Source organism: Alcanivorax sp. MD8A, from assembly GCF_002888555.1.
Classification (GTDB): Bacteria; Pseudomonadota; Gammaproteobacteria; order Pseudomonadales; family Alcanivoracaceae; genus Alcanivorax.
Genome location: NZ_AQOQ01000044.1, coordinates 1 through 21,573 on the forward strand (window position 1 = coordinate 1; position 21,573 = coordinate 21,573).

The following is a 21,573-nucleotide window of genomic DNA, read 5'->3' on the forward strand; positions in this document are numbered from 1 at the left end:
TGCAAGGAGTTATTCAGAGGCTCCCTAAAAAGGATCCGGGGGGCACATGTTGCTTGACCCGCCTATACCGGCGCTGTCTAAATAGCGCCCATCGCAAGCCTTAGATCGGATGTTGAGTACCTGAGAATGGGAAAATCGCTAGTCATTGTGGAGTCGCCTGCCAAGGCCAAGACCATTAATCGTTACCTGGGCGATGACTTCATCGTGAAGTCCAGTGTGGGGCACGTGAGGGATTTGCCGGTTAGCGGTGGCTCCAAAAAGAGTACCCCTCAGGAACGCGCCAAAGAGGCTGCCTACACACGCTCGTTGCCCAAGGACGAACGCGAAGCCTATAAAAAGAAGAAGGCCAAGGCGCAGCTGGTCAACCGCATGGGTATCGATCCGGAAAAAGGCTGGGATGCCCATTACGAGATCCTGCCCGGCAAAGACAAAGTGGTCGATGAGCTCAAGCGTCTGGCGGCCAAGGCTGACCGTATCTATCTGGCAACGGATTTGGACCGCGAAGGGGAGGCCATTGCCTGGCACCTGCGGGAAGTGATCGGTGGCGACGACAGCCGTTTTGACCGGGTGGTATTCAACGAGATTACCAAGAAAGCCATTCAGGCGGCGTTTGAGGAGCCCGGCAAGCTCGATTTGCACCGCGTCGAGGCCCAGCAGGCTCGCCGTTTCCTGGACCGGGTCGTCGGCTTCATGATTTCCCCGTTGTTGTGGGAAAAAATTGCCCGCGGCCTGTCTGCCGGCCGGGTTCAGTCTGTGGCAGTGGAGCTGGTGGTTGAGCGTGAGCGGGAAATTCGCGCTTTTATCCCGGAAGAGTTCTGGGAGATGTACAGCGATACCCATACCGGTGATGGCGAAGCCCTGCGCCTGCAGGTAGCCAAGCACCAGGGGGAGAATTTCCGTCCCAATAATGGTGACGATGCGCATGCCCATCGCCAGGCCCTGGCGGAGGCGGGCAAGCTGACGATTACTCAGCGTGAGCAACGTCCCACCAAGTCCCGGCCTTCTGCGCCGTTCATCACCTCGACCCTGCAACAGGCCGCCAGCACTCGCCTTAACTTCGGCGTGAAGAAGACCATGATGCTGGCTCAGCGGCTCTACGAAGCGGGCCACATTACCTATATGCGTACCGACTCTACCAACCTGAGTGCAGATGCCGTTACGGCCTGCCGTGAGTGGATCGGTGAAAACCTGGGTGACAAGTACCTGCCGGAAAAACCGCTGTCCTATTCCAGCAAGGAAGGCGCCCAGGAAGCCCACGAAGCTATCCGTCCTTCCGATGTGAACCGTCGCTCCGAGCACCTCAAGGATATGGAGCGTGACGCACAGCGCCTTTACGAGCTGATTCGCCGCCAGTTCATCGCCTGCCAGATGCCCCCGGCGGAATATCTGAGCACCACCCTGACCGCAACCGCCAAGGGTTACGAGCTGAAGGCCAAGGGGCGGATCATGAAATTCGACGGCTGGACCCGTATCCAGCCGCCGGCTTCCCGCAAGGGCCAGGAAGATACCCTGCTGCCGGATGTGGGTGAGGGCGATACCCTGGCCATTGATAGCGTTGAGGCCGAGCAGCATTTCACCAAGCCGCCGGCACGCTTTACCGAAGCGAGCCTGGTGAAAGAGCTGGAGAAGCGCGGGATTGGTCGTCCGTCTACCTATGCGGCGATCATCTCCACGATTCAGGATCGTGGCTATGTGCGTCAGGACAACCGCCGTTTCTATGCCGAGAAAATGGGTGACATCGTTACTGACCGTCTGGTGGAAAACTTCCCCAACCTGATGGATTACGGTTTCACCGCTGGTATGGAAGAGATCCTTGACGAGATCGCCGACGGTGGCCGTCACTGGAAAGACGTTCTCGACGAGTTTTACCGGGATTTTGTCGCCAAACTCGAATCCGCCCAGGGCGAAGGGTCCGGCAAGCAGGCAGTAGGCGGTATGCGTGCCAACCTGCCGACTGATACCGATATCGATTGCCCCACCTGTGGCCGGCCCATGCAGATTCGCACCGGTTCCACCGGGGTGTTCCTGGGATGCTCAGGCTATAGCCTGCCGCCCAAGGAGCGTTGCACGGCTACGCTGAACCTGCTGCCTGGTGAAGAAGCAGTGGCCGTGAATGCCGATGACGAAGAGGCGGAAGCCAAGGAGCTGCGTAACAAGAAGCGTTGCCCCAAATGCAGCACCGCCATGGAAAACTACTTGATCGACGAAAAGCGCAAGCTGCATGTCTGCGGTAATAACCCGGACTGTGATGGCTATGTTGTCGAGCAGGGTGAATTCCGTATCAAGGGCTACGATGGTCCGACACTGGAATGTGAAAAGTGCAGCAGCGAGATGCAGCTGCGCACCGGGCGGTTTGGCAAGTTCTTCAAGTGCACCAACGACGATTGCGGTAATACCCGCAAGCTGCTCAAGAATGGTGAGCCGGCACCGCCACGGGCGGACCCGATCCCCATGCCGCATCTTCAGTGCGAGAAGTATGAAGATGATCATTACCTGCTGCGTGATGGTGCGTCCGGATTGTTCCTGGCGGCCAGCAAGTTCCCGAAAAACCGTGAAACCCGGCCGCCGCTGATTGCAGAAATCCAGAGCGTGGCGGAACAGCTGGATCCCAAGCACAAGTATCTGGCTGAGGCCCCTGCGAAAGACCCTGACGGCAACCCCGGGGTGCTGCGCTATAGCCGCAAGGCGAAAGAGCAGTATGTCATGAGCGAGATCGACGGGAAGGCGACCGGTTGGATGGCCTTCTACCGTGACGGCAAGTGGGTAGAAGAGCAGACCAAGAAGAAAGCCCCTGCCAAGAAAAAAGCGGCAGCGAAGAAGAAGGCCCCGGCCAGGAAAAAGGCCGCCGCCAAGAAGTAAAGACACAAGCTACAAGCTGCAAGCTACAACGCGAGGCTCGCGTTTCTTATCTTGAATGCACTGTGCTACGCGCTGCGACAAGGTGGAAACGCGGGCACGGTTTATCCCCCCTGCGATAGCCTTTCCCGCGCCTTGCAGCTTGAGGCTTGTAGCTTGCAGCTTCTTTCAAGGATTTTGTTATGTCCCGAATGGTTCGTGATAATGCTGTCAGTGGCCTGCGAGAGCGGGTTTACTTTGCCCAGGCCATGCTCCGCCAGCTGACCGGTGAGCAGGCCGAGGCAGTGCCCACCGTGCGTTTGGCGCTACGTGGTGCAGTGGTATTCCATGTGTATTCTTCTCTGGTGGGGCTGCTGCGGCAGTCCGCCAAGACCTACCAGGTGCCCGGTGCGGATACCCTGTTCAGCCTGGGTGCCCTTGAGCAGGCATTCGCGTCAGCGGGGGTAGAGGCTCCGGAACTGGCCGTCATTGCCCAGGCTCGCAGGGACCGGGGCGATTTGGTGGCCTGGCTGGATGGCGAGATGCAAACGGCCATGGGCGCATCGGGGCTGGCTCGTCGGCCAACGCCTCCCAGCGAGGCCAATGCGCTTAGCCTGATGGCCGAAGATAGCTACGCGCCTCTGGCGGAGGGTGACCTGGAGCGGCTGGCACAGGCCATCACCCGCGTCAGTGAGCTGCTGGAACACTGTGTGGGGTATCTGGAGGAGTGGTAACGCGGCTCAACCGAAAGCGCCCTTGCCTGTGTGACGGGATGCATGTGTTGGGCGTTTCGGCCTGATTTTGCCGCCGCTGATCCCGGCGGGGGATTGAATCTCTCCCTTTTGCCACCAATGCTTGCAAGGCAGACACCATTGTCTGCCCCCTCAAGCAGGGCCATGGCCCTTCGTGATCCGGAGGTGCGCATGCCCAGCCCAACCCTGTTTTCCTGGTTTTCCCTTGTTCTGTCGGTGGTCGTTGCCAGCCTGTGGCCTGTGCAGGTGGCTCAGGCTGCAGGTGTTGCGCCAGGACAGCATCAGGCCGAGGTGCAAGAGGACTGCGTGGTGTTGCTCCATGGGTTGCGTCGTTCAGCCTGGGCCATGTCGCGCATCGAAGACTCCCTGCGCGGTGCCGGCTATCAGGTCTACAACCGGGATTACCCTTCCACCCAAGCCACGGTGGAGGCGCTGGCCGCGTCGGAAATCCGCCAGGGGCTGGACTGGTGCCAGGCCAACGCCCGCGGCCAAGTGCACTTTGTGACTCACTCCATGGGCGGCATTCTGGTGCGCGCCTATTTGCAGGATAATCAGATCGAGCAGCTCGGGCGTATTGTCATGCTGTCGCCGCCCAACCACGGCAGCGAAGTGGTGGATCGCATGCAGGACTGGTGGCTGTTTGAAAAGCTCACCGGCCCTGCTGGCCAGCAACTGGGCACGGGGGCGGATGGTGTTACGGCAAGCCTGGCACCGATTCCCGGTGAAATCGGTATCATCATGGGCAATCGCACTGTGGACCCGTGGCTGTCATGGATGATCCCGGGCCGCGATGACGGCAAGGTTTCACTGGACAGTGCCAGGCTCGCCGAAATGAAAGACTTTATTGTCATGCCCGCCAGTCATGCCTTCATCATGCGTAAAAAGAAGGTCATCCAGCAGATTGTCACGTTCCTGCAGCAGGGCAAGTTTCAGGTGGCCTCCGCCGGCGCTTGAGTGACCTCTTGCCACTGTACTGCGGACGAAGAGGTAAATCTGGTTCAGATTTTGGCCCTTTCGGCATCGCTGTTTCCTGAGAACTCGCTATCATGTGGTAAACACCGTGTTGCCCGCCGGGCGCACCACCACGAATAAGCTGTAATGAGGACTTCATGAAATCTCGTCTGCTGATTGCGGGTCTGGCTCTGGCCATGGCTGCGCCCCTTGCCAACGCCCAGACACCGGAAGAAAAAGGGCTGGAAATCGCCCGCGAAGCGGATCGTCGCGGCGAGGGCTTTGGTGACTTCCAGGCCGACATGAAGATGGTATTGATCACCAAGCGGGGTGACCGTGCCGAGCGTGAGCTGCGGGTAAAAACCCTGGAAGGCAAAGGAGAAGGCGAGGGTGACAAGAGCCTGACGATCTTCGATACCCCCCGCGATGTCCGTGGCACGGCCATGCTCACCTTCAGCTACAAGAACAAGGACGATGACCAGTGGTTGTATCTGCCCGCCTTGCGCCGGGTGAAGACCATCGCGTCGCGGAACAAGTCCGGCCCCTTCATGGGCAGTGAATTCAGCTTCGAGGACATGCGTGGCCAGGAGGTCGAGAAGTACACCTACAAATACCTGCGCGATGAAGCCTGTGGCGAGCTGACCTGCTTTGTGATGGAGCGCTACCCCACGGATGAGCACTCCGGCTACACCAAGATGGTGGTCTGGCTGGACCAGCAGGAATACCGCACTTGGAAAGTGGATTACTACGACCGCCGCGACAGCCTGCTGAAAACCCTGGAATCCAGCGATTTCACCCAGTACAAGGACAAGTTCTGGCAACCGGCCAAGATGTCCATGGTTAACCACCAGACCGGCAAGGCCACTGACCTGTTCTGGAGTAACTACCAGTACGACACCGGCCTCACGGAAGCGGACTTCAACCAGAACAGCCTGAAACGCGCGCGTTGATATCATGAATAAATGGTTTGTGACGGCACCGCTGCTGGCGGTGCCGCTTCTGGCCCCTGCGTGGGAGTTTCGTGGCGAGGTCGCGCTGGAAGGGCGTTACTTCACTCAGGACTCTCCCTACCCGCAAGCCGACTACGACACCAACAGTTCGGCCTACCTGAAACCGGAAATTCTCCACGAGTGGAACGACCGGGACGATCTGTTCACCTTCATTCCTTACGCCCGTGTCGATGAAAACGACAGCGAACGGACCCACTGGGATATCCGCGAGTTGTCCTGGATTCATGTGGGTAACGGTTGGGAATCGCGGGTCGGTATCCGCAAGGTGTTCTGGGGGGTGACCGAAGGGCGCCACCTGGTGGACATCATCAACCAGACCGACCAGGTGGATCAGGTAGATGGCGAGGAAAAACTCGGCCAGCCCATGATCAACCTGTCACTGGTGCGCGACTGGGGCATTGTGGATCTGTTCGTGTTGCCCGGTTTCCGCGAGCGTACCTACGCCGGAGAAGAAGGCCGGCCTCGTACGCCGTTGCCGGTGTCTGATGACGCCGTTTACGAATCCTCCCAGGAGGAGGGCCGGGTGGACTTTGCCATTCGATACCAGCAGTACTTCGATAACGGGATCGAGTTTGCCCTGTCGCATTTTTCCGGCACCAGCCGCGATCCCTTGTTGATTCCCCAGAACCTGACCATGGCGGAGCTGCAGGCGTTACTGGCCACCGGGCAATTGCCTGCCGGCAGTAATCCGGAATTCACCCCGGTGTATAACGTCATCGACCAGACCGGTCTTGAGCTGCAATACCTGCAGAACGGCTGGTTGTGGAAACTGGAAGCCATCAGCCGTTCCGGGCAGGGCGATCGTTTCTACGCGCTGGATGGTGGCTTTGAGTATACCCAGGTGGGGTTGTTCGGCTCGGCGGCCGATCTGGGCTGGATCGTGGAATATATCTGGGAAGACCGTGAAGACAGCCTGGCGTCTCCCATGGCCAGCGATGTGCTGCTGGGGACACGCTTCACCTTCAACGATGTGGCGTCTACCGAAATTCTGGCGGGCGTGATTTACGATACCGACAATGAAGAAAAGGCCTTCAGCCTGGAATCCAGCCGCCGCTTTGGCAATAACCTGAAAGCCACCCTGGAAGCCCGTTTCTACACTGATGCGGAAGACCCCCGCAGCCCTTCAGCGCTGTACCGGGATATCCTGCGCAACGTCAACACCAACCCTGGGCTCGGCCCGATCAGTCGATCGGACTTTGTGCAGGCAGAGCTGGTGTATTACTTCTGAGGGCGGCGTCCCTTGACCAGGCATGCCGCCAAACGTATGTTTGAAACGTATGTTTTGAACGATGCTCAGGGGCGAAGCTATGGCACAGGCAGGAACGGTTGACCGAATCCTGGATACGGCAGAAGTGCTGTTTGCCCAGAAAGGGTTTGCGGAAACCAGCCTGCGTGCCATTACCAGCAAGGCAGGTGTGAATCTGGCTGCGGTGAACTACCACTTTGGCTCCAAGGAATCGCTGGTACAGGCCGTGTTTGAACGCTTCCTGACGCCATTTTGTGCTGCGCTGGACGCCAAGCTGGATGAGATGGAGGCTAGTGGTGTAGCGGATACCCCGGAGAACATTCTCGGCATCATGTCGCGTTTGGTGCTGGGGTCTCACCCGGAAGATCCTCAGCGCGCTGCGATCTTCTTCCGCTTGTCCGGGCAGGCCTACAGTCAGCCCCAGGGGCACTTGCGCGAATATTTGCACCAACAGTACGGCGCAGTATTTCGTCGCCTGCAAGACCACATGCAGCGTGCGGTTCCAGATGTGCCGCCCCGGGAGTTGTTCTGGCGGGTCCAGTTCAGTCTGGGGGCGACGATCTTTACCCTTTCGGGCCTTGAATCACTGAAGGATATCAGTCGCAACGACTTCAACATGGATGTGACTGAGGCGGATATTACCCAACGCTTGTTGCCATTTCTCGTTGGCGGTATCAAGGCGCCGGTACCCGCAGTTTAGCTCGCCTGCTCTCATTATTGAAAATCCGGCTCCATCAGGCATAGTCATAAGAAAACAACGAGGACGTTGATTATGGCGCTTGATTACGCATTGCTGGATGTATTCGCGGGGGCTCCGTTTCAGGGCACCCAAATCCCCGTCGTGATGCTGACGGGAAAGAGCATGGATGCACAGGGGAAGACCGCGATCGCCAGCGAATTCCAGCAGACCGAAACCGTGTTTATCGAGCCGGACAATGCCGCCTCTCCGGTAAGTGTTTTCACCCCCCGAGGGCAGCAGCTATTTGGCGCGCATACTATTTTGGCTGCCTCTTATGTGGCGTATGAAATGGGGTTGGCCGATGATAAGGGGACGTTTTCGTCATACCTGCTGAAGCAAAATGACCAGCAGATAGAAAGCTTTATTGACAAGACGGATAACGGGCCCGGAGCCATTCAGTTTGCCCGTGTCCTCAGCCCATCCATCGACCGTTATACCCCGGAAATTCCTCGGTTGGCAGCCGCTCTTAATATCGACGATAAGCATATCGCCTTTAGTAAGTACAAACCTATGGTGGTGAGCGTGGATAAGCCGACGCTGATCATACCGTTTACCAAGCCCGAGCATGTGCTGGCTGCCAGCCTGAATGCAGAGCACTGGGCGGGGCTGGCCGGAAATATCTATACCTCGGAAGTTTTCTTGTTTGCACCGGGAAGCATCACGGGTGAGTCTGATTTCCATGGGCGGATAATCAGCCCGGACCTGCCTCGGGATGTATTTCCTCCCATCGGTAATGTCATGCCTGAGTTTATCGCTTATCTGGCTGAGCAGAAGGAAACCGTGCCAGGCACGCACACCTTGTCTGTGGACCGTGGCAGCCCCGACACCCGGAAGAGCCTGCTGCGAGTGGAGTTCGATAAGCACCCTGGCAAGCAGTTGCGATGCCGCATCGGGGGTAATGTGGTGAAAATGGGAACAGGCTCACTGCTGGTATCCTGAAAGCCTCTGTCGTCTACCCGTTGGCGCGATACCGGGGCAATTCAGCGCCTTGCCAGGCATACCGGTAACGAGCCAACAGGCTGGCGCTGGTCTATTCGTTACAGGCACCTACCCACTTTGCTTCACTGTGAGTCTTCATGCTGTGGTGATTGCCTTTGACGGTGATGTCTGTGCTGTAGTGCTTGCTGTTATGCATCACCATTTTGCCGGTAATTCGGGTTTTGGCATTGCTGCCAGGCATTGTGCATTCTGCTTCCCATTCCAGCCCGTTATCAGTTGTTCTGATATCCCCAGTATCACAATTGTCTTCTTTCCAGCTTTCACGCATGGCGTCTTCCGGGTTGGCGGCTTCTTCAGCGGTCACGCAGTCCTGTTGGACCTGGGTACGCATGTTTTCGGGCATACCGGGAGCATTCATCTCCACAGTGATGGCCCATTTGCCAGGGGTCAGTTCAATGGCGTGGCTGAACGGGGACAACAGTCCGAGGGAAAGAATCAACGGCAACGCGGTTTTCATAATGCATCCTTTCAACGGGTTGGACCGGGCCTCCGTTAGCCCGGTCGTTTACTGAGCGGAAACTCACACAGGTCGGCGATCAGACAGTCCCCGCATTTGGGTTTACGTGCCATGCACACATAGCGACCGTGCAGAATCAGCCAGTGGTGAGCATCGCGCAGAAACTCGTCCGGCACCAGTCGAAGCAGCCGTTTTTCGACCTCCAGCACATTTTTGCCAGGGGCAATGCGGGTGCGGTTTGAGACCCGGAAGATGTGGGTGTCCACAGCCATGGTCGGCATGCCATAGGCGGTATTGAGTACCACGTTGGCGGTTTTTCGACCGACGCCAGGCAGGGCTTCCAGTTCTTCGCGGGTACGGGGCACCTGGCTGTCATGCTGCTCAATCAAAATCTTGCACAGCTGGATCACGTTCTCGGCCTTGGAGTTAAACAGGCCGATGGTCTTGATGTACTCTTTAAGGCCGTCGAGGCCCAGCGCATAAATGGCTTCGGGGGTGTTGGCCACCGGGTAGAGTCTGGCGGTGGCCTTGTTGACACCCACATCGGTGGCCTGGGCAGATAGCACCACGGCAACCAGCAGCTCGAAGTCGGAGCTGTACTCCAGTTCGGTGGTGGGGTTGGGGTTCTGATCCCGTAATCGGGTAAAAATTTCAGTCCGTTTCTCGCGATTCATGGCCGTATCCTGATTTCGCGGGCAGTATAGCGGATCCATTCCGTTGTGTGGTGCCTGGCCCCCGCGTTCTATCGGGCCGGATAAGGAGTTTAGATGCAGTTTTCTGCCATGGAGTCGCTGATGGTCGCCCTGCTGGTGCTGGGGGCGGGTCAGTGGATCGTGCACAAGGTCGGGATTCTCTCCCGACTGAATATGCCTGAACCGGTGGTAGGGGGACTGCTGGCCACCCTGATCGTGACCGGTCTGCAACTGGCTGGGATTAACCTCACTTTCGATGAAAGCTTCAAAACCCCGGCCATGCTTTTCTTCTTCGGGGCGGTGGGGCTGGCGGCCGATTTCCGTCTGCTCAAGCAGGGCGGCTGGGCCATGCTGATCTTCGCCATTCTGGTGATCGTGCTGGTGGCCCTGCAAGATCTGGTTGGTGTGACCATGGCCACCGTGATGGGGCTGGAGCCGTATTACGGCCTGATCGGCGGGTCAGTGACCATGACGGGCGGGCACGGTACCGGTGCTGCCTGGGCAGAAGTGTTCCAGCGTGACTTCGGGCTCACCGGGGTGTCAGAACTGGCGGCGGCTTCGGCCACTTTCGGGCTGGTGTTTGGTGCCTTGCTGGGCGGGCCTCTTGCGATGTTTCTGATACGCCGTTATCGGTTGTCCGCTCCAGCCCATGGTGCCGGGGAGGGCGATGAACGCTATGACCAGGCCGAGAAAGCACGCCCCATTGCGGCAGCCAGTGTGATCCGCATTCTCATGCTGCTCTCTGTCGGGGTGGTGGTCGGTTCCGTGGCGGCTGAGCAGTTTGCGGAGGTCTTTCGCCTGCCCACCTTTGTCTGGGTGTTGTTTGTCTGCATCTTGCTGGGCAATACCGCACGGCGTTTGTGGCACGTGAACGATGCCACCATCGACATGGTCGGTAATACTGCCCTGGGTATTTTCCTGGCCATTACCCTGATGAGTTTGCAGTTGCTGCAGCTGGTGGATCTGGCCTTGCCCATGCTCGCCATGTTGCTGGTGCAGGTGATGCTTGCGCTGAGTTTTATTACCTTTGTGACCTTCCGGTTGATGGGCCGCAATTATGACTCTGCAGTACTGTGTGCCGGGCATTGCGGTTTTGCCATGGGCGCGACGCCAACGGCGGTGGCCAATATTCAGGCGGTGACACAGCACCATGGTCCGTCGCCGCTTGCGTTTATCATTGTGCCGGTGGTGGGGGGGTTTATAGTCGATATTGCCAACGCCACCATCATTCAGACCTTTGTCAGCGTGTTGTCAGGTTAACGATGGACATCATCATCAATCTCAGCGGGCAGTGGCTGGAGCTGCGAGGCCCGCAGCCTGTCCGTTACCCGGTTTCCACGGCCCGCAATGGTGCCGGCCAGGTCATGGGCAGTGAAGCGACCCCGCTGGGACGCCACCTGGTACGGGCACGTTTTGGTGCCGGTTTGCCGCAAGGCGCCGTGCTGACTGGCCGCAAGTTTTCGGGTGAAACTCATGGCCCAGCCTTGTCTGCGGCGCATCCTGACCGCGACTGGGTGCTCAGCCGTATTCTCTGGCTGGGTGGGATGGAGCCAGAGCACAATCAGGGCGGTAACGTGGATAGTTTTCGGCGCTTTATTTATATTCACGGCACACCGGACTCCGAGCCTATGGGAGTGCCGGCGTCCCACGGCTGCATCCGTATGCGCAACGCGGATGTGGTGCAGCTTTTCGATCAGGTGCCGGTGGGTACCGCCGTGACTATCACGGAATAACAGTGACCAATCAGGGTTGTCATGTCTGACACGGTTTCCCCGCTTTTAATGCTCGACCTGGAAGGCCTGTCGGTCTCCCCGGTGGAGAAAGACATGCTGGCTCATCCTGGAGCCGGTGGTTTGATTCTATTTACCCGCAATTATCAGGACCGGCAGCAACTGGCTGAGCTGGTGCGCCAGATTCGCGAGATCCGCCCAGACATGCTGATCGCTGTCGATCAGGAAGGGGGCAGGGTGCAGCGTTTTCGGGAAGGCTTTGTGCGCTTGCCTCCCATGGCCGCACTGGGGCGGGGTTACGCGTCCGGGCCTGAGCAGGCGCAGCAGGATGCCCGACTTGTCGGCGAGCTGATGGCGTCCGAATTGACCGAGCTGGATATCGATATCAGTTTTGCGCCGGTGCTGGATCTGGATTATGGCGCCAGCACGGTGATCGGCGATCGCAGTTTTCATGGTGATCCGCAGGCGATGATAGCGCTGGCCGGGGCGTTTATCGATGGCATGAATGCTGCCGGTATGGCCGCGACCGGAAAGCACTTCCCTGGTCATGGCCATGTGGTAGCAGATTCCCATCTGGAGTTGCCGGTAGACCCGCGCCCCATGGATGAGATTGAGCAAGCGGACCTGCGTCCGTTTGCGGCACTGGCGTCGCGGCTGGATGGCATCATGCCTGCCCATGTGATTTACAGTGCAGTGGAGAACCAGACAGCCGGGTTCTCGCCGTTCTGGTTGCAAACCGTATTGCGCGAACGCCTCGGTTTTCGTGGCGTGATTTTTTCCGATGACTTGTCGATGGCGGGGGCTCATGGGGCGGGCGGTTATGCCCAGCGTGCCGAGGCGGCTCTCAAGGCAGGTTGCGACATGGTGCTGGCCTGCAATTGCCAGTCAGGGGCACAAGAGGTGCTTGGCTATCTGGAAACCGCTGGCCATCAGGGGCAGGTTGCGGTCGGCGGCCTGCGTTGCCGACCACGGCATGCCATGGACACCGGTCGGCGGCAAGCCGCTGAAGCAGTGGCAACACGATTGATTGAGGAGAACACATGAACTGGGACTGGAATCAACTGCTGGTGTGGCCAACGGTTGAGACATCATCGGACATCTGGTTGACCCAGTTGTTTATCGTGGTGCTGTGTACGGTATCAGTGAACTTTATCCTGATGCGCAGCATCGACATTATCGAGCGGCTGATCGTCAAGACCGATACCTTGTGGGATGACGCCTTGCTTGAGGCGGCGCGGATTCCGGTACGGCTGTTCTTCTGGGTGGTGGGGCTCTCAATCAGCGTCGAGCTGATGCAGAGCGTTAGCGAAGAAGAAAACCTGATCTTCGACATGGTGCCAGAGGCGCGTCGTATTGCCTTTATTATCATCATCGCCATGTTCCTGAATCGGTTTATCTCCTATACCCAGAAAAACCTCATCGATCCGGAGCGCATGCGCAAGCCCATGGATCAGTCCACCGCAGCGGCCATTGCCAAGCTACTGCGGGTCTCGGTGATCATTACCGCTGCGCTGATTATTCTGCAGACACTCGGATACAGCATTTCCGGGGTGCTGGCATTTGGCGGTATTGGTGGCATGGCGGTGGCTTTTGCCGCCAAGGACCTGCTGGCCAACTTCTTTGGCGGCATGATGATCTATCTGGACAAGCCGTTCCGTGTCGGCGACTGGGTGCGCTCGCCAGACCGTTCCATTGAAGGCACGGTGGAGAATATCGGCTGGCGTCTGACCCGCATCCGCACCTTTGACCAGCGACCGCTGTATATCCCTAATGCGATGTTTACCTCCATTGTGCTGGAAAACCCGTCCCGCATGCTCAATCGCCGTATCTACGAGAAGATTGGTATCCGTTACGACGACTGGGAAAAAATGCCGGGTATCGTGGAAGCGGTAAAAGCCATGCTGGTCGCCCATGAAGAACTGGACACCGAGGGTCGTACCCTGATTGTCAATTTCGACAGTTATGGGGCGTCACATCTGGAGTTCTTCATCTACACCTTCACCGAAACCACCCAGTGGGTGCGTTACCATGAGATCAAGCAGGACGTGCTCATGAAAATCATGAACATTGTCCACGAGCACGGTGCCGAGTTCGCCTTCCCGACCCGCACCCTGCATCTGATCAGCGACAACGACCATCCGGCCACCGGGCTGGAGGACGACAACGCCGAGGAAACCACACATGTCCAGCGCTAACGACGTACAACAGGAACTGATGCGGGTACGCCGCGAGGCCATCGAGCTGCATTCGTCCGATCAAGTTCAGGAAGCCATCGCCAAACTCGCGTTCGAGGTGACCGAGGCCTACTCCGGCAAGGTGCCGGTGTTTGTGACCATCATGAATGGCGGCATGATTTTCGCGGCCGAGCTGGTCAAGCGCCTGGATTTTCCGCTGGAGATGGATTACCTGCATGCCAGCCGCTATCTGGGGGCCACCTCCGGCGGTGCCGTGGAATGGATCGTCACCCCCAATGCCAGTCTGGCGGGCCGCGATGTGTTGATTGTCGATGACATCCTGGATGTGGGCTCGACCCTGTTGTCGATCATCGAAGCCTGTTACGCCCAGGGCGCGGCGTCGGTGAAGACCTGCGTGCTGGTTGACAAGAAACACGACCGTAAGGCCCGACCGGGTTTGAAAGCCGATTTCACGGCTCTGGAAGCCGAGGATTATTACCTGTTCGGTATGGGCATGGACTACAAGGGTTTCTGGCGTAACGCGCCGGGTATCTACGCAGTGAAGGAGAGCGACAGCTGATGCTGGCATTTATCGGTGGCACCGGCCTGACGCGCATGGATAACCTGCGCATTCTCGACAAACATGCCATTACCACCCGTTTTGGTGAGCCTTCTGCCCCGGTGGTGGAAGGTGAACTGGATGGCCAGCGGGTACTGTTTCTGGCCCGTCATGGCGACCCCCATGTGCTGTTGCCTCACCAGGTGAATTACCGGGCCAACATGGTGGCGCTGAAAGAGGCCGGTGCGACGGCGATTGTGGCGGCCAATGCGGTGGGTGGCATTACCACGCTGGCGCCCACCGGTGCGCTGGTGCTACCGGACCAGATCATTGATTACACCTGGGGCCGCGAGAGCACCCTGTTTGACGATCCGGCTGACCCGCTGGTGCATGTGGACTTCAGCTGGCCGTTTGATACGGCCCTGCGCGATGCCCTGAAAGCCCGCCTTGCCGCCTCTGATCTCAAGTGGAGCGATGGTGGTTGCTATGGTGCCACCCAGGGGCCCCGGCTGGAAACCGCCGCGGAAATCGCCCGTATGGAGCGTGATGGCTGCGATATTGTCGGCATGACCGGCATGCCGGAAGCGGTACTCGCCCGTGAACTGGGCATTCCCTATGCCATGCTGTCGCTGGTGGTCAACCCCGGCGCGGGCAAATCCACCCATGAAATCACCATGGAAGAAATTGAGGCGGTGATTCATGATGGGATGGCGAATGTGTGCCAGTTGCTGGCAGAGTTCGCCCGTCAGTACAGCGCCTGATGTAACCGTTCCCGCCATGGGCAGACCCGGCATGCCAGGGTCTGTTGTCACTTGCAGAAGGAGTCTGCTCTCTTGACCCTGCTGATCATCTTTGCCGCGATTTCCATTGGTTTTTCCTTTCTGTGTTCGGTGCTGGAGGCCGCGCTGCTGTCGATCACTCCGAGTTTTATTGCCGGCCTGCGAGAGTCTCGCCCGGCGCTCTACGAAGCGTTGAGAGGCTTCAAGGACGATATCGACAAACCCCTTTCCGCCATCCTCACCCTCAATACTGTTGCCCATACGGTGGGTGCCACGGGGGTGGGGGCCCAGGTTGCGGTTGTGTTTGGCGAAACCTGGCTGGCGGCGGCCTCAGGGGTGATGACCCTGGCGATCCTGATCCTCTCCGAGATTATTCCCAAGACCATTGGTGCCAAATACTGGCGGACACTGGCCCCCATGTTGCCGCCCATGCTCAAGGTCATCATGGTTTCCCTTGCTCCCTTCGTGTGGCTGTCAAAGCTGATTACCAGCCAGATCGGCGGCAACGAGCATGATGTGGATGTGCGGGCAGAAATTCGTGCTCTTGCGGCCATGGGTAAGGATCAGGAGGCCTTGCAGGAAGACGAGTACAAGGTCATCAAGAATATTCTCCGGCTGCATGATGTGAAGGTGGGTGCGATCATGACACCGCGCACCGTCTGCCGGATTGTCAGCCCGGACATGTCAGTCGCAGATTTCATCGAGAGAGAAAAAGGCCAGCCGTTTTCCCGTTTCCCGGTGATGACGGCCAGTGGCGAAGCCCGTGGCTATATTCACAAGTCCGACTTGCTGGGAGTGGCGCCGGAGCAGACCATGAACGTGCTGGCCCACGAAGTCACCATGGTGAGTACCACGTTAAGCATCGAGGACTTGTTTCATGCCATGCTGACCCAACGTCAACATATGGCCGTGGTCTACGACGACCATGGCACCTGGGTGGGGCTGATCACCCTGGAAGATATTCTGGAAAGCATCCTTGGCCGCGAGATCATGGATGAAACCGACAATGTGGCAGATATGCGTCTCTATGCCCGGCAGCGCTGGAGCCGCAAGCTGAAAAAACATTCCGGGAATTGAGTTTGCTGAAGGAGGCAACATGACACAGATTTACAAGGACAACAGCGAGACCATCGGCAAGACACCGCTGGTGAAAATCAACCGTATTAGCAACGGCAAGGTGCTGGCCAAGCTGGAGTCGCGTAACCCGGCGGGCAGCGTCAAGTGCCGGATCGGTGCCTCCATGATCTGGGATGCGGAAAAGAGCGGCAAACTGAAGCCAGGCATGACTCTGGTGGAACCCACCAGCGGCAATACCGGTATTGCCCTGGCCTACGTGGCCGCTGCTCGTGGTTACGATCTGGTGCTGACCATGCCCGACTCCATGAGTCTGGAGCGTCGCAAGATTCTCAAGGCTCTGGGGGCCAAACTGGTCCTGACTCCCGGCCCGAAAGGCATGCCGGGGGCCATTGCCAGGGCGCAGGAGCTGGTTGAAGAAAACCCTGACACGCACCTGATGCTGCAACAGTTCGAGAACCCGGCCAATCCCGCTATTCACGAACAGACCACGGGCCCGGAAATCTGGGAGGCCACCGGTGGCGATATTGATGTGCTGGTGGCGGGTGTGGGTACCGGCGGGACCATCACTGGCGTGTCCCGTTATATCAAGCAGACCCAGGGCAAGGCCATTACCAGTATCGCTGTGGAGCCGGACTCTTCCACCATGATTACCGCCGGGCTGAACGGTGAAGAGCCCACCCACGGCCCGCACAAGATTCAGGGCATCGGTGCCGGCTTTGTGCCAAAGAATCTGGACCTGAGTGTGGTGGACCGCGCGGAACAAGTGAGCAACGAGGACGCCATGGCCTGGGCCCACAAGCTGATGCAGGAAGAGGGCATCCTTGCCGGTATTTCCTGCGGTGCGGCCATGTGTGTGGCGGACCGTATCAGCCAGCTGCCCGAGTTCAAGGACAAGACCATCGTGGTGATCTTGCCCGATTCCGGGGAGCGCTACCTGACCTCACCGCTGTTCGCTGACATGTTCAGCGAGCAGGAACTCAGCCAATAAACAGGCTTCGGCAAGCCAGCTCTGACCGGCTGGCTTGCCGGACCAGTGTGCGCCGGGGTATAACAGCAGACGATCTGGGAAACGGACATTTTGGTCGTGGCAGACCGTGGGGGAAAGATGAAGCAACTGATCTTGAGTGCAATCATTGCCGGTTTGCTGGCAGGCTGTTATTTCGAGGAAGATGATATCAGCAGCAGTGATCGTCCGGCTGAACCGCAATATGGGCAATCGGAACCACCGTCGTCCCGCTTGTTGCCCGGCGAACAGGTAATGGCAAGCGGTCGTTACCGGAGTCAGGTTCAGATCGCTAACGGAGCCGCTACCGTAAACGACGCCAGCAGCGAGAATTATTCCGCATCAATGGAGGCGTCGGTCATCCGCTAATGTTTTTCCGGGGCTATGCCTTTCTGGTATAGCCCGATCCCGCTATCCTTCGCTCCTTGATTTTGGAGCTTCCATGACTGTTTCCAGTGTCGTTGATGTTGTTGTGATCGGTGCCGGTGCGGCGGGTCTGATGTGTGCCGCTACCGCGGCTTACCAAGGGCATCGCGTGCGGGTGATCGACCATGCCAACAAGGCCGGCAAGAAAATTCTCATGTCCGGCGGCGGTCGCTGTAACTTCACCAACCTGAATACCACGCCGGAACATTTCGTTTCTGCCAATCCCCATTTTTGCAAATCTGCGCTCAAGCGTTACACCCCCTGGCACTTTCTGGAACTGGTGGAACGCCATGGTGTAGAGCACGTGGAGAAGGCGCCGGGGCAATTGTTCTGCGCCGACAGTGCCAAGGCCTTGCTGGCGGTGTTGTTGACGGAGTGTGAGTGGGCCGGGGCGGAGATACAGCTGGATACCGGAATCCGCAGGGTAGTCAGGACAGACTCTGGCTTTGAATTGACCACTACCCGGGAAACGGTGCGCTGCCAGGCACTGGTGGTGGCCTGCGGGGGCTTGTCGATTCCTACCATGGGCGCCAGTGGTTTTGGTTACCAGCTGGCAGAGCAGTTTGGTCTGTCGGTGTTACCCACCCGGGCCGGTCTGGTGCCGTTTACGCTGCCTCCCGAGCACAAGGCCTGGTTGTCTCAGTTATCAGGGATCAGCACGGATGTGGTGGCCGAGGCGGGAAAGGCACGTTTCGCTGAGCCGATGTTGATTACCCATCGGGGGCTGTCCGGGCCGGCCATGTTGCAGGTGTCCAGCTTCTGGGCGCCGGGCACCGCGGTCACCGTGGACTGGCTTCCACAGTTGGAAGACCCACTTCAGGCCTTGATTCAGGAGCGCAATGCGCACCCCAATCGGGGGCTGGAGCGTTGGTTGCGCCAGTATTTTTCCCAGCGCTTGTCTGCTGCGCTGGTGGAGCAGTTCGGCTGGCAAGGCCACCTTCAGCAATTCAGCAATGACCGTCTTGGCGGAGTGGCCGCAGTGCTCAAGGGCTGGCAGTTCAAGCCATCAGGGACAGAAGGGTACCGTACCGCAGAGGTGACGCTGGGGGGGGTGAATACCGACGGGCTGTCTTCCCGAAACTTTGAAGTCAAAACGGTCCCGGGACTGCACTTCATCGGTGAAGTTCTGGATGTCACCGGTCAGCTGGGCGGATTTAATTTCCAATGGGCCTGGGCCAGTGGCTGGTGTACCGGGATGGCGTTGTAGCCACCATCAGGCCTGGTCAGGAATCGAGGCAAACTGCTGGCGAAAGTTATCGGGTACCGGAATGACTCCATGCCTGGCATGATCAAAAAAAACGAAGCCCTGTTTTGCCAGAACCACCACCTGACCAGACGGTTGCTTGGTCACCCGGAAAATCAGGTCCGCGCCGTACTTGTTGAAATCCATCAGGCCGACTTCAAATTGCAGATCATCCTGGGCAAAACTTTCCGCCTTGTAAGTTGCCACCAGATCCGTCACCACGATGCTTTGTCCCTGACTCTCAAACTGGTCGAAACCAACGTCGCAGAAGAACCGGTAGCGGGCCTCGGAGAGTAACGAGATCATCTGGTCATTCCCCACATGCTTGCCTGTGTTCAGGTCGGTCATGCGAACATTGATGGTGTGGGTGTACAGAAATTGCTCAGGGAGTTCCAGTTGAACTCGTGCCATATCGCGTTCTCCAGAGGCGGTGTGACGGTATGTTACGCTGATGCTGCCGTTTTGTGAAACTCAGTTCCATATTTCATTTTCCGCAAGAGGTTGACCTTCGGTCGGGGCTTTTTACTATGGATCCATAACCTCGAGTGGATGCTGCCGTGCGCAAGAAAAACAAGAACGATCACGATGTGATTGCCCAGATCTACGACACCGCACTGGCCCCTGGTGACTGGGTCGAGCTGTTGGATACCCTGGCAGATTGGGCGGGGCATGGTGAGGTAAATCACGACCCGGAAGAGGGTCGATCTGACGCCGGAGAGACCGGACGGTCGTCGGTGGCCAGCACCCCGGTGGACAATTCGACTGCTCGGCCGGAAGTAGAGCAGCTGATAGGGCATCTGGAAAGAGCGGTGAAGAGTAGTGCCTACATGCATGCCCTGGAAGATCGATGCCAGGTGCTCAACACGCTGTACAATCAGATGCCCTGGCCCATGTTGATGCTCGATGAATGGATGCAGGTGGTGGAATGTAATGCCATTTCCCATCAGGTGCTGGCGGAAGGGGTGGTGCAATTGACCAGCAGCGGCCAGCTGGTGATTCATGATCGCAAATTGCGCCAGGCTCTGGTGCGGGTCAATAAACTGGCGGAGGGCAGGAACACCCAGCTGCTTAGCGCGCCGGAAGAAAATGTCTCCCTGCTGTGTGTGCCAGTGCAGAAATCCGATGCCCCCGGCACCATTTCCCAGGTGCGTACCATCCTCTGGGTGCTGTCCGGGCACAGCATTGTCACCCCTTCGGCGGAGAGGTTGCAGTCCCTGTTTGCCATTTCTCCGGCAGAGGCTCGCTTGCTGCATGTTCTGTGCAAAGTGGGCAATCTGAATCAGAGTGCGGCACTTCTGGACATCAGTGTGCACACGGCACGAACCCAGCTGAAGTCGACCATGGCCAAGCTGGATGCCAACAGCCAGGTGCAGCTGGTCAGCCGTGTGATGGGGCATGCGCTTGTCCAGGGCGCCAATCTGCCTGCAGAACAGAGTGAGCGCGAATATACCGTCACCCTGCCGGATGGCCGGGTGCTGAGCTGGATGGAATACGGAGCACCGGATGGCGAGCCGCTACTGACACTGGATAATCTGGGTGCGTCACTCCCAGATCACGGCTGGTTTGATGCCTGGTATCGGGAACACAATCTGCGAGTGATCCTGATTGTGCGTCCCGGTTACGGGATTTCCACCTACAACCCTGACCTGCAGTTTCATAATTTGGGGCCGGATATTCGCTTTCTGTGCCAACATCTTGGGATCGAACGCCCTCCCATGGCCAGCTATTGCGGCGGTGGGCCCTATGCCCTGTGTGCGGCTGCGCAAGATCCCGACCTGTTCAGCCGGTTAGGAATTCTTGCCAGTACGGTGCCCATTGAGCATTTCGAGCTCGACAAGCTGGATCGGTTACACAAGATGTTCCTGCGTGTATTTCGTCGCGACCCGCGCCTGTTTCTGTTGATTGGCCGACTGGCGATCCGTGGCGTACAGAAGGCACCGGAAAAATTTTATGTCCGTGTGGCCAAGAATCTTTGCGAGGCAGATCAGAAAATCTTCGCGGATCCGGATCTGCTGGCGCGCACCATCAAGCGAATGCGTCACAGTCAATTTCAGGGTGCAAGGGTGCATCTGGAGGAGTACCTGAGAATGCAGGAACCCTGGCAAGTGGATCTGGGCGAGATCACCATACCGGTACTGCATTGGCATGGCGAAGACGACCGCATCATTTCCATCGGCAGCGCCCGAGGCCTGGCCTCCGAGATCCCCAATGTGCAGTTTCGCAGTTTTCCTGACTATGGCCGGTTTATGGTCTATACCCATTGGCAGGATTTTCTTGTCGAGTTGCTTGAGCTCCCTGCCACCGCAGCACCCACGTACAAGGCGTCAGGATGACAGCGACCGTTGTAGGAAGCGATGGCCTGTGTCGTTGCGCCTGGGTCACTGCTGCACCGGATTTTCAGCGCTATCACGATACCGAGTGGGGATTTCCGGTGAAGGAGGATCGTCACCTGTTCGAAAAGGTCTGCCTTGAAGCCTTTCAGTGTGGTTTGAGCTGGCGCACCGTCCTGGAGAAACGGGAAAACTTCCGCCGTGCCTTCTGCGATTTCCATATCGAATCTGTGGCGGCTTTCGGACCAGTACAGATTGAGAGAATGCTGACCGATAGTGGCCTGATTCGGAATCGCCGAAAAATAGAAGCGGCTATTCACAACGCCCGTTGCGCACGGGACATGATTAAAGAGGAGGGCTCACTGGCCGCGTTCTTCTGGCGCTTTGAGGAGCCGACCAATGCGCAGCCCGTTACCCGAACCACCTCACCCCGGTCCCATGCACTGTCTAAAGCACTGAAAAGCCGAGGCTGGAAATTTGTTGGTCCCACGACGTGCTATGCCTTCATGCAAGCCATGGGGTTGGGGAGTCTCTGAATAGCGCCTTGCATGCTCAGTCTTTCAGGCTGGTT

Annotated in this window: 22 protein-coding genes; 19 read left to right on the top strand and 3 right to left on the bottom strand. The window is 58.0% G+C overall.

Annotated elements, in window-relative coordinates:
- Positions 1-126 precede the first annotated feature (126 nt).
- From topA to A15D_RS15660, 7 genes are all read left to right on the top strand, one after another.
- Complete coding sequence (gene topA, locus A15D_RS15630) at positions 127-2,859, top strand: type I DNA topoisomerase (protein ID WP_022984562.1); 2,733 nt, start codon at positions 127-129, stop codon at positions 2,857-2,859.
- 179 nt (positions 2,860-3,038) lie between these two features.
- Entirely contained in the window at positions 3,039-3,569 is a 531-nt protein-coding gene (locus A15D_RS15635) for a DUF6586 family protein (RefSeq protein WP_199175961.1), read from the top strand.
- Between the two features lie 189 nt (positions 3,570-3,758).
- Positions 3,759-4,541 (top strand): alpha/beta fold hydrolase, encoded by a 783-nt coding sequence (locus A15D_RS15640; RefSeq protein ID WP_233192270.1) that lies wholly within the window; start codon positions 3,759-3,761, stop codon positions 4,539-4,541.
- Positions 4,542-4,696: 155 nt separating this feature from the next.
- Positions 4,697-5,488 carry an outer membrane lipoprotein-sorting protein gene (locus tag A15D_RS15645; RefSeq protein WP_102792693.1) on the top strand — a complete coding sequence of 264 codons (792 nt, stop codon included), beginning with the start codon at positions 4,697-4,699 and terminating at the stop codon, positions 5,486-5,488.
- Between the two features lie 4 nt (positions 5,489-5,492).
- Positions 5,493-6,776: a hypothetical protein gene (locus A15D_RS15650; protein ID WP_102792694.1), complete on the top strand. Its 1,284-nt coding sequence runs from the start codon at positions 5,493-5,495 to the stop codon at positions 6,774-6,776.
- Between the two features lie 79 nt (positions 6,777-6,855).
- Entirely contained in the window at positions 6,856-7,494 is a 639-nt protein-coding gene (locus A15D_RS15655; protein ID WP_022984567.1) for a TetR/AcrR family transcriptional regulator, read from the top strand.
- 72 nt (positions 7,495-7,566) lie between these two features.
- Positions 7,567-8,472: a PhzF family phenazine biosynthesis protein gene (locus tag A15D_RS15660; protein WP_233192271.1), complete on the top strand. Its 906-nt coding sequence runs from the start codon at positions 7,567-7,569 to the stop codon at positions 8,470-8,472.
- A gap of 91 nt (positions 8,473-8,563) precedes the next feature.
- Here the strand turns inward: A15D_RS15660 and A15D_RS15665 are convergent, their stop codons facing one another.
- Both A15D_RS15665 and nth read right to left on the bottom strand, forming a co-directional pair.
- Positions 8,564-8,989, bottom strand: coding sequence for a DUF3617 family protein (locus tag A15D_RS15665; RefSeq protein ID WP_102792695.1), 426 nt, complete (start codon positions 8,987-8,989; stop codon positions 8,564-8,566).
- A gap of 35 nt (positions 8,990-9,024) precedes the next feature.
- Positions 9,025-9,663 carry an endonuclease III gene (gene nth / locus A15D_RS15670; protein WP_102792696.1) on the bottom strand — a complete coding sequence of 213 codons (639 nt, stop codon included), beginning with the start codon at positions 9,661-9,663 and terminating at the stop codon, positions 9,025-9,027.
- 93 nt (positions 9,664-9,756) lie between these two features.
- On the opposite strand from nth, the gene gltS reads away from it, so the two are divergent.
- The 10 genes from gltS (at position 9,757) to A15D_RS15720 (ending at position 18,636) form a co-directional block, all read left to right on the top strand.
- Entirely contained in the window at positions 9,757-10,941 is a 1,185-nt protein-coding gene (gene gltS, locus A15D_RS15675; protein ID WP_022986228.1) for a sodium/glutamate symporter, read from the top strand.
- Between the two features lie 2 nt (positions 10,942-10,943).
- Positions 10,944-11,414, top strand: a complete 471-nt coding sequence (locus tag A15D_RS15680) for a L,D-transpeptidase (RefSeq protein WP_102792697.1) — start codon at positions 10,944-10,946, stop codon at positions 11,412-11,414.
- A gap of 21 nt (positions 11,415-11,435) precedes the next feature.
- Positions 11,436-12,455 (top strand): beta-N-acetylhexosaminidase, encoded by a 1,020-nt coding sequence (nagZ, locus tag A15D_RS15685; RefSeq protein WP_233192272.1) that lies wholly within the window; start codon positions 11,436-11,438, stop codon positions 12,453-12,455.
- Positions 12,452-13,606: a mechanosensitive ion channel family protein gene (locus A15D_RS15690; protein ID WP_102792698.1), complete on the top strand. Its 1,155-nt coding sequence runs from the start codon at positions 12,452-12,454 to the stop codon at positions 13,604-13,606. The genes nagZ and A15D_RS15690 overlap by 4 nt, the downstream gene beginning before the upstream one ends.
- On the top strand, positions 13,593-14,165 hold the full coding sequence (locus A15D_RS15695) for a hypoxanthine-guanine phosphoribosyltransferase (protein WP_022986224.1): 573 nt from the start codon (positions 13,593-13,595) through the stop codon (positions 14,163-14,165). Before A15D_RS15690 ends, A15D_RS15695 begins: the two co-directional genes overlap by 14 nt.
- Positions 14,165-14,905, top strand: coding sequence for an S-methyl-5'-thioinosine phosphorylase (locus tag A15D_RS15700; protein WP_102792699.1), 741 nt, complete (start codon positions 14,165-14,167; stop codon positions 14,903-14,905). Before A15D_RS15695 ends, A15D_RS15700 begins: the two co-directional genes overlap by 1 nt.
- 72 nt (positions 14,906-14,977) lie before the next feature.
- Complete coding sequence (locus A15D_RS15705) at positions 14,978-16,000, top strand: CNNM domain-containing protein (protein WP_102792700.1); 1,023 nt, start codon at positions 14,978-14,980, stop codon at positions 15,998-16,000.
- A 19-nt stretch (positions 16,001-16,019) separates the two neighbouring features.
- Positions 16,020-16,988 carry a cysteine synthase A gene (gene cysK, locus A15D_RS15710; protein WP_102792701.1) on the top strand — a complete coding sequence of 323 codons (969 nt, stop codon included), beginning with the start codon at positions 16,020-16,022 and terminating at the stop codon, positions 16,986-16,988.
- Positions 16,989-17,105: 117 nt separating this feature from the next.
- On the top strand, positions 17,106-17,372 hold the full coding sequence (locus tag A15D_RS15715) for a hypothetical protein (RefSeq protein WP_022986220.1): 267 nt from the start codon (positions 17,106-17,108) through the stop codon (positions 17,370-17,372).
- Positions 17,373-17,445: 73 nt separating this feature from the next.
- On the top strand, positions 17,446-18,636 hold the full coding sequence (locus tag A15D_RS15720; protein ID WP_102792702.1) for an NAD(P)/FAD-dependent oxidoreductase: 1,191 nt from the start codon (positions 17,446-17,448) through the stop codon (positions 18,634-18,636).
- Between the two features lie 6 nt (positions 18,637-18,642).
- Here the strand turns inward: A15D_RS15720 and A15D_RS15725 are convergent, their stop codons facing one another.
- Positions 18,643-19,083, bottom strand: coding sequence for a thioesterase family protein (locus A15D_RS15725; RefSeq protein ID WP_102792703.1), 441 nt, complete (start codon positions 19,081-19,083; stop codon positions 18,643-18,645).
- Positions 19,084-19,229: 146 nt separating this feature from the next.
- On the opposite strand from A15D_RS15725, the gene A15D_RS15730 reads away from it, so the two are divergent.
- On the top strand, positions 19,230-21,005 hold the full coding sequence (locus tag A15D_RS15730; protein WP_102792708.1) for an alpha/beta fold hydrolase: 1,776 nt from the start codon (positions 19,230-19,232) through the stop codon (positions 21,003-21,005).
- Entirely contained in the window at positions 21,002-21,538 is a 537-nt protein-coding gene (locus tag A15D_RS15735; RefSeq protein WP_102792704.1) for a DNA-3-methyladenine glycosylase I, read from the top strand. Before A15D_RS15730 ends, A15D_RS15735 begins: the two co-directional genes overlap by 4 nt.
- Positions 21,539-21,573 lie beyond the last annotated feature (35 nt).

What these genes read in the sequence shown, in the direction of transcription:
- topA (WP_022984562.1), top strand. Translation starts at nt 127, where the DNA reads ATGGGAAAATCGCTAGTCATTGTGGAGTCGCCTGCCAAGGCCAAGACC.
- A15D_RS15635 (WP_199175961.1), top strand. Translation starts at nt 3,039, where the DNA reads ATGTCCCGAATGGTTCGTGATAATGCTGTCAGTGGCCTGCGAGAGCGG.
- A15D_RS15640 (WP_233192270.1), top strand. Translation starts at nt 3,759, where the DNA reads ATGCCCAGCCCAACCCTGTTTTCCTGGTTTTCCCTTGTTCTGTCGGTG.
- A15D_RS15645 (WP_102792693.1), top strand. Translation starts at nt 4,697, where the DNA reads ATGAAATCTCGTCTGCTGATTGCGGGTCTGGCTCTGGCCATGGCTGCG.
- A15D_RS15650 (WP_102792694.1), top strand. Translation starts at nt 5,493, where the DNA reads ATGAATAAATGGTTTGTGACGGCACCGCTGCTGGCGGTGCCGCTTCTG.
- A15D_RS15655 (WP_022984567.1), top strand. Translation starts at nt 6,856, where the DNA reads ATGGCACAGGCAGGAACGGTTGACCGAATCCTGGATACGGCAGAAGTG.
- A15D_RS15660 (WP_233192271.1), top strand. Translation starts at nt 7,567, where the DNA reads ATGGCGCTTGATTACGCATTGCTGGATGTATTCGCGGGGGCTCCGTTT.
- A15D_RS15665 (WP_102792695.1), bottom strand. Translation starts at nt 8,989, where the DNA reads ATGAAAACCGCGTTGCCGTTGATTCTTTCCCTCGGACTGTTGTCCCCG.
- nth (WP_102792696.1), bottom strand. Translation starts at nt 9,663, where the DNA reads ATGAATCGCGAGAAACGGACTGAAATTTTTACCCGATTACGGGATCAG.
- gltS (WP_022986228.1), top strand. Translation starts at nt 9,757, where the DNA reads ATGCAGTTTTCTGCCATGGAGTCGCTGATGGTCGCCCTGCTGGTGCTG.
- A15D_RS15680 (WP_102792697.1), top strand. Translation starts at nt 10,944, where the DNA reads ATGGACATCATCATCAATCTCAGCGGGCAGTGGCTGGAGCTGCGAGGC.
- nagZ (WP_233192272.1), top strand. Translation starts at nt 11,436, where the DNA reads ATGTCTGACACGGTTTCCCCGCTTTTAATGCTCGACCTGGAAGGCCTG.
- A15D_RS15690 (WP_102792698.1), top strand. Translation starts at nt 12,452, where the DNA reads ATGAACTGGGACTGGAATCAACTGCTGGTGTGGCCAACGGTTGAGACA.
- A15D_RS15695 (WP_022986224.1), top strand. Translation starts at nt 13,593, where the DNA reads ATGTCCAGCGCTAACGACGTACAACAGGAACTGATGCGGGTACGCCGC.
- A15D_RS15700 (WP_102792699.1), top strand. Translation starts at nt 14,165, where the DNA reads ATGCTGGCATTTATCGGTGGCACCGGCCTGACGCGCATGGATAACCTG.
- cysK (WP_102792701.1), top strand. Translation starts at nt 16,020, where the DNA reads ATGACACAGATTTACAAGGACAACAGCGAGACCATCGGCAAGACACCG.
- A15D_RS15715 (WP_022986220.1), top strand. Translation starts at nt 17,106, where the DNA reads ATGAAGCAACTGATCTTGAGTGCAATCATTGCCGGTTTGCTGGCAGGC.
- A15D_RS15720 (WP_102792702.1), top strand. Translation starts at nt 17,446, where the DNA reads ATGACTGTTTCCAGTGTCGTTGATGTTGTTGTGATCGGTGCCGGTGCG.
- A15D_RS15725 (WP_102792703.1), bottom strand. Translation starts at nt 19,083, where the DNA reads ATGGCACGAGTTCAACTGGAACTCCCTGAGCAATTTCTGTACACCCAC.
- A15D_RS15735 (WP_102792704.1), top strand. Translation starts at nt 21,002, where the DNA reads ATGACAGCGACCGTTGTAGGAAGCGATGGCCTGTGTCGTTGCGCCTGG.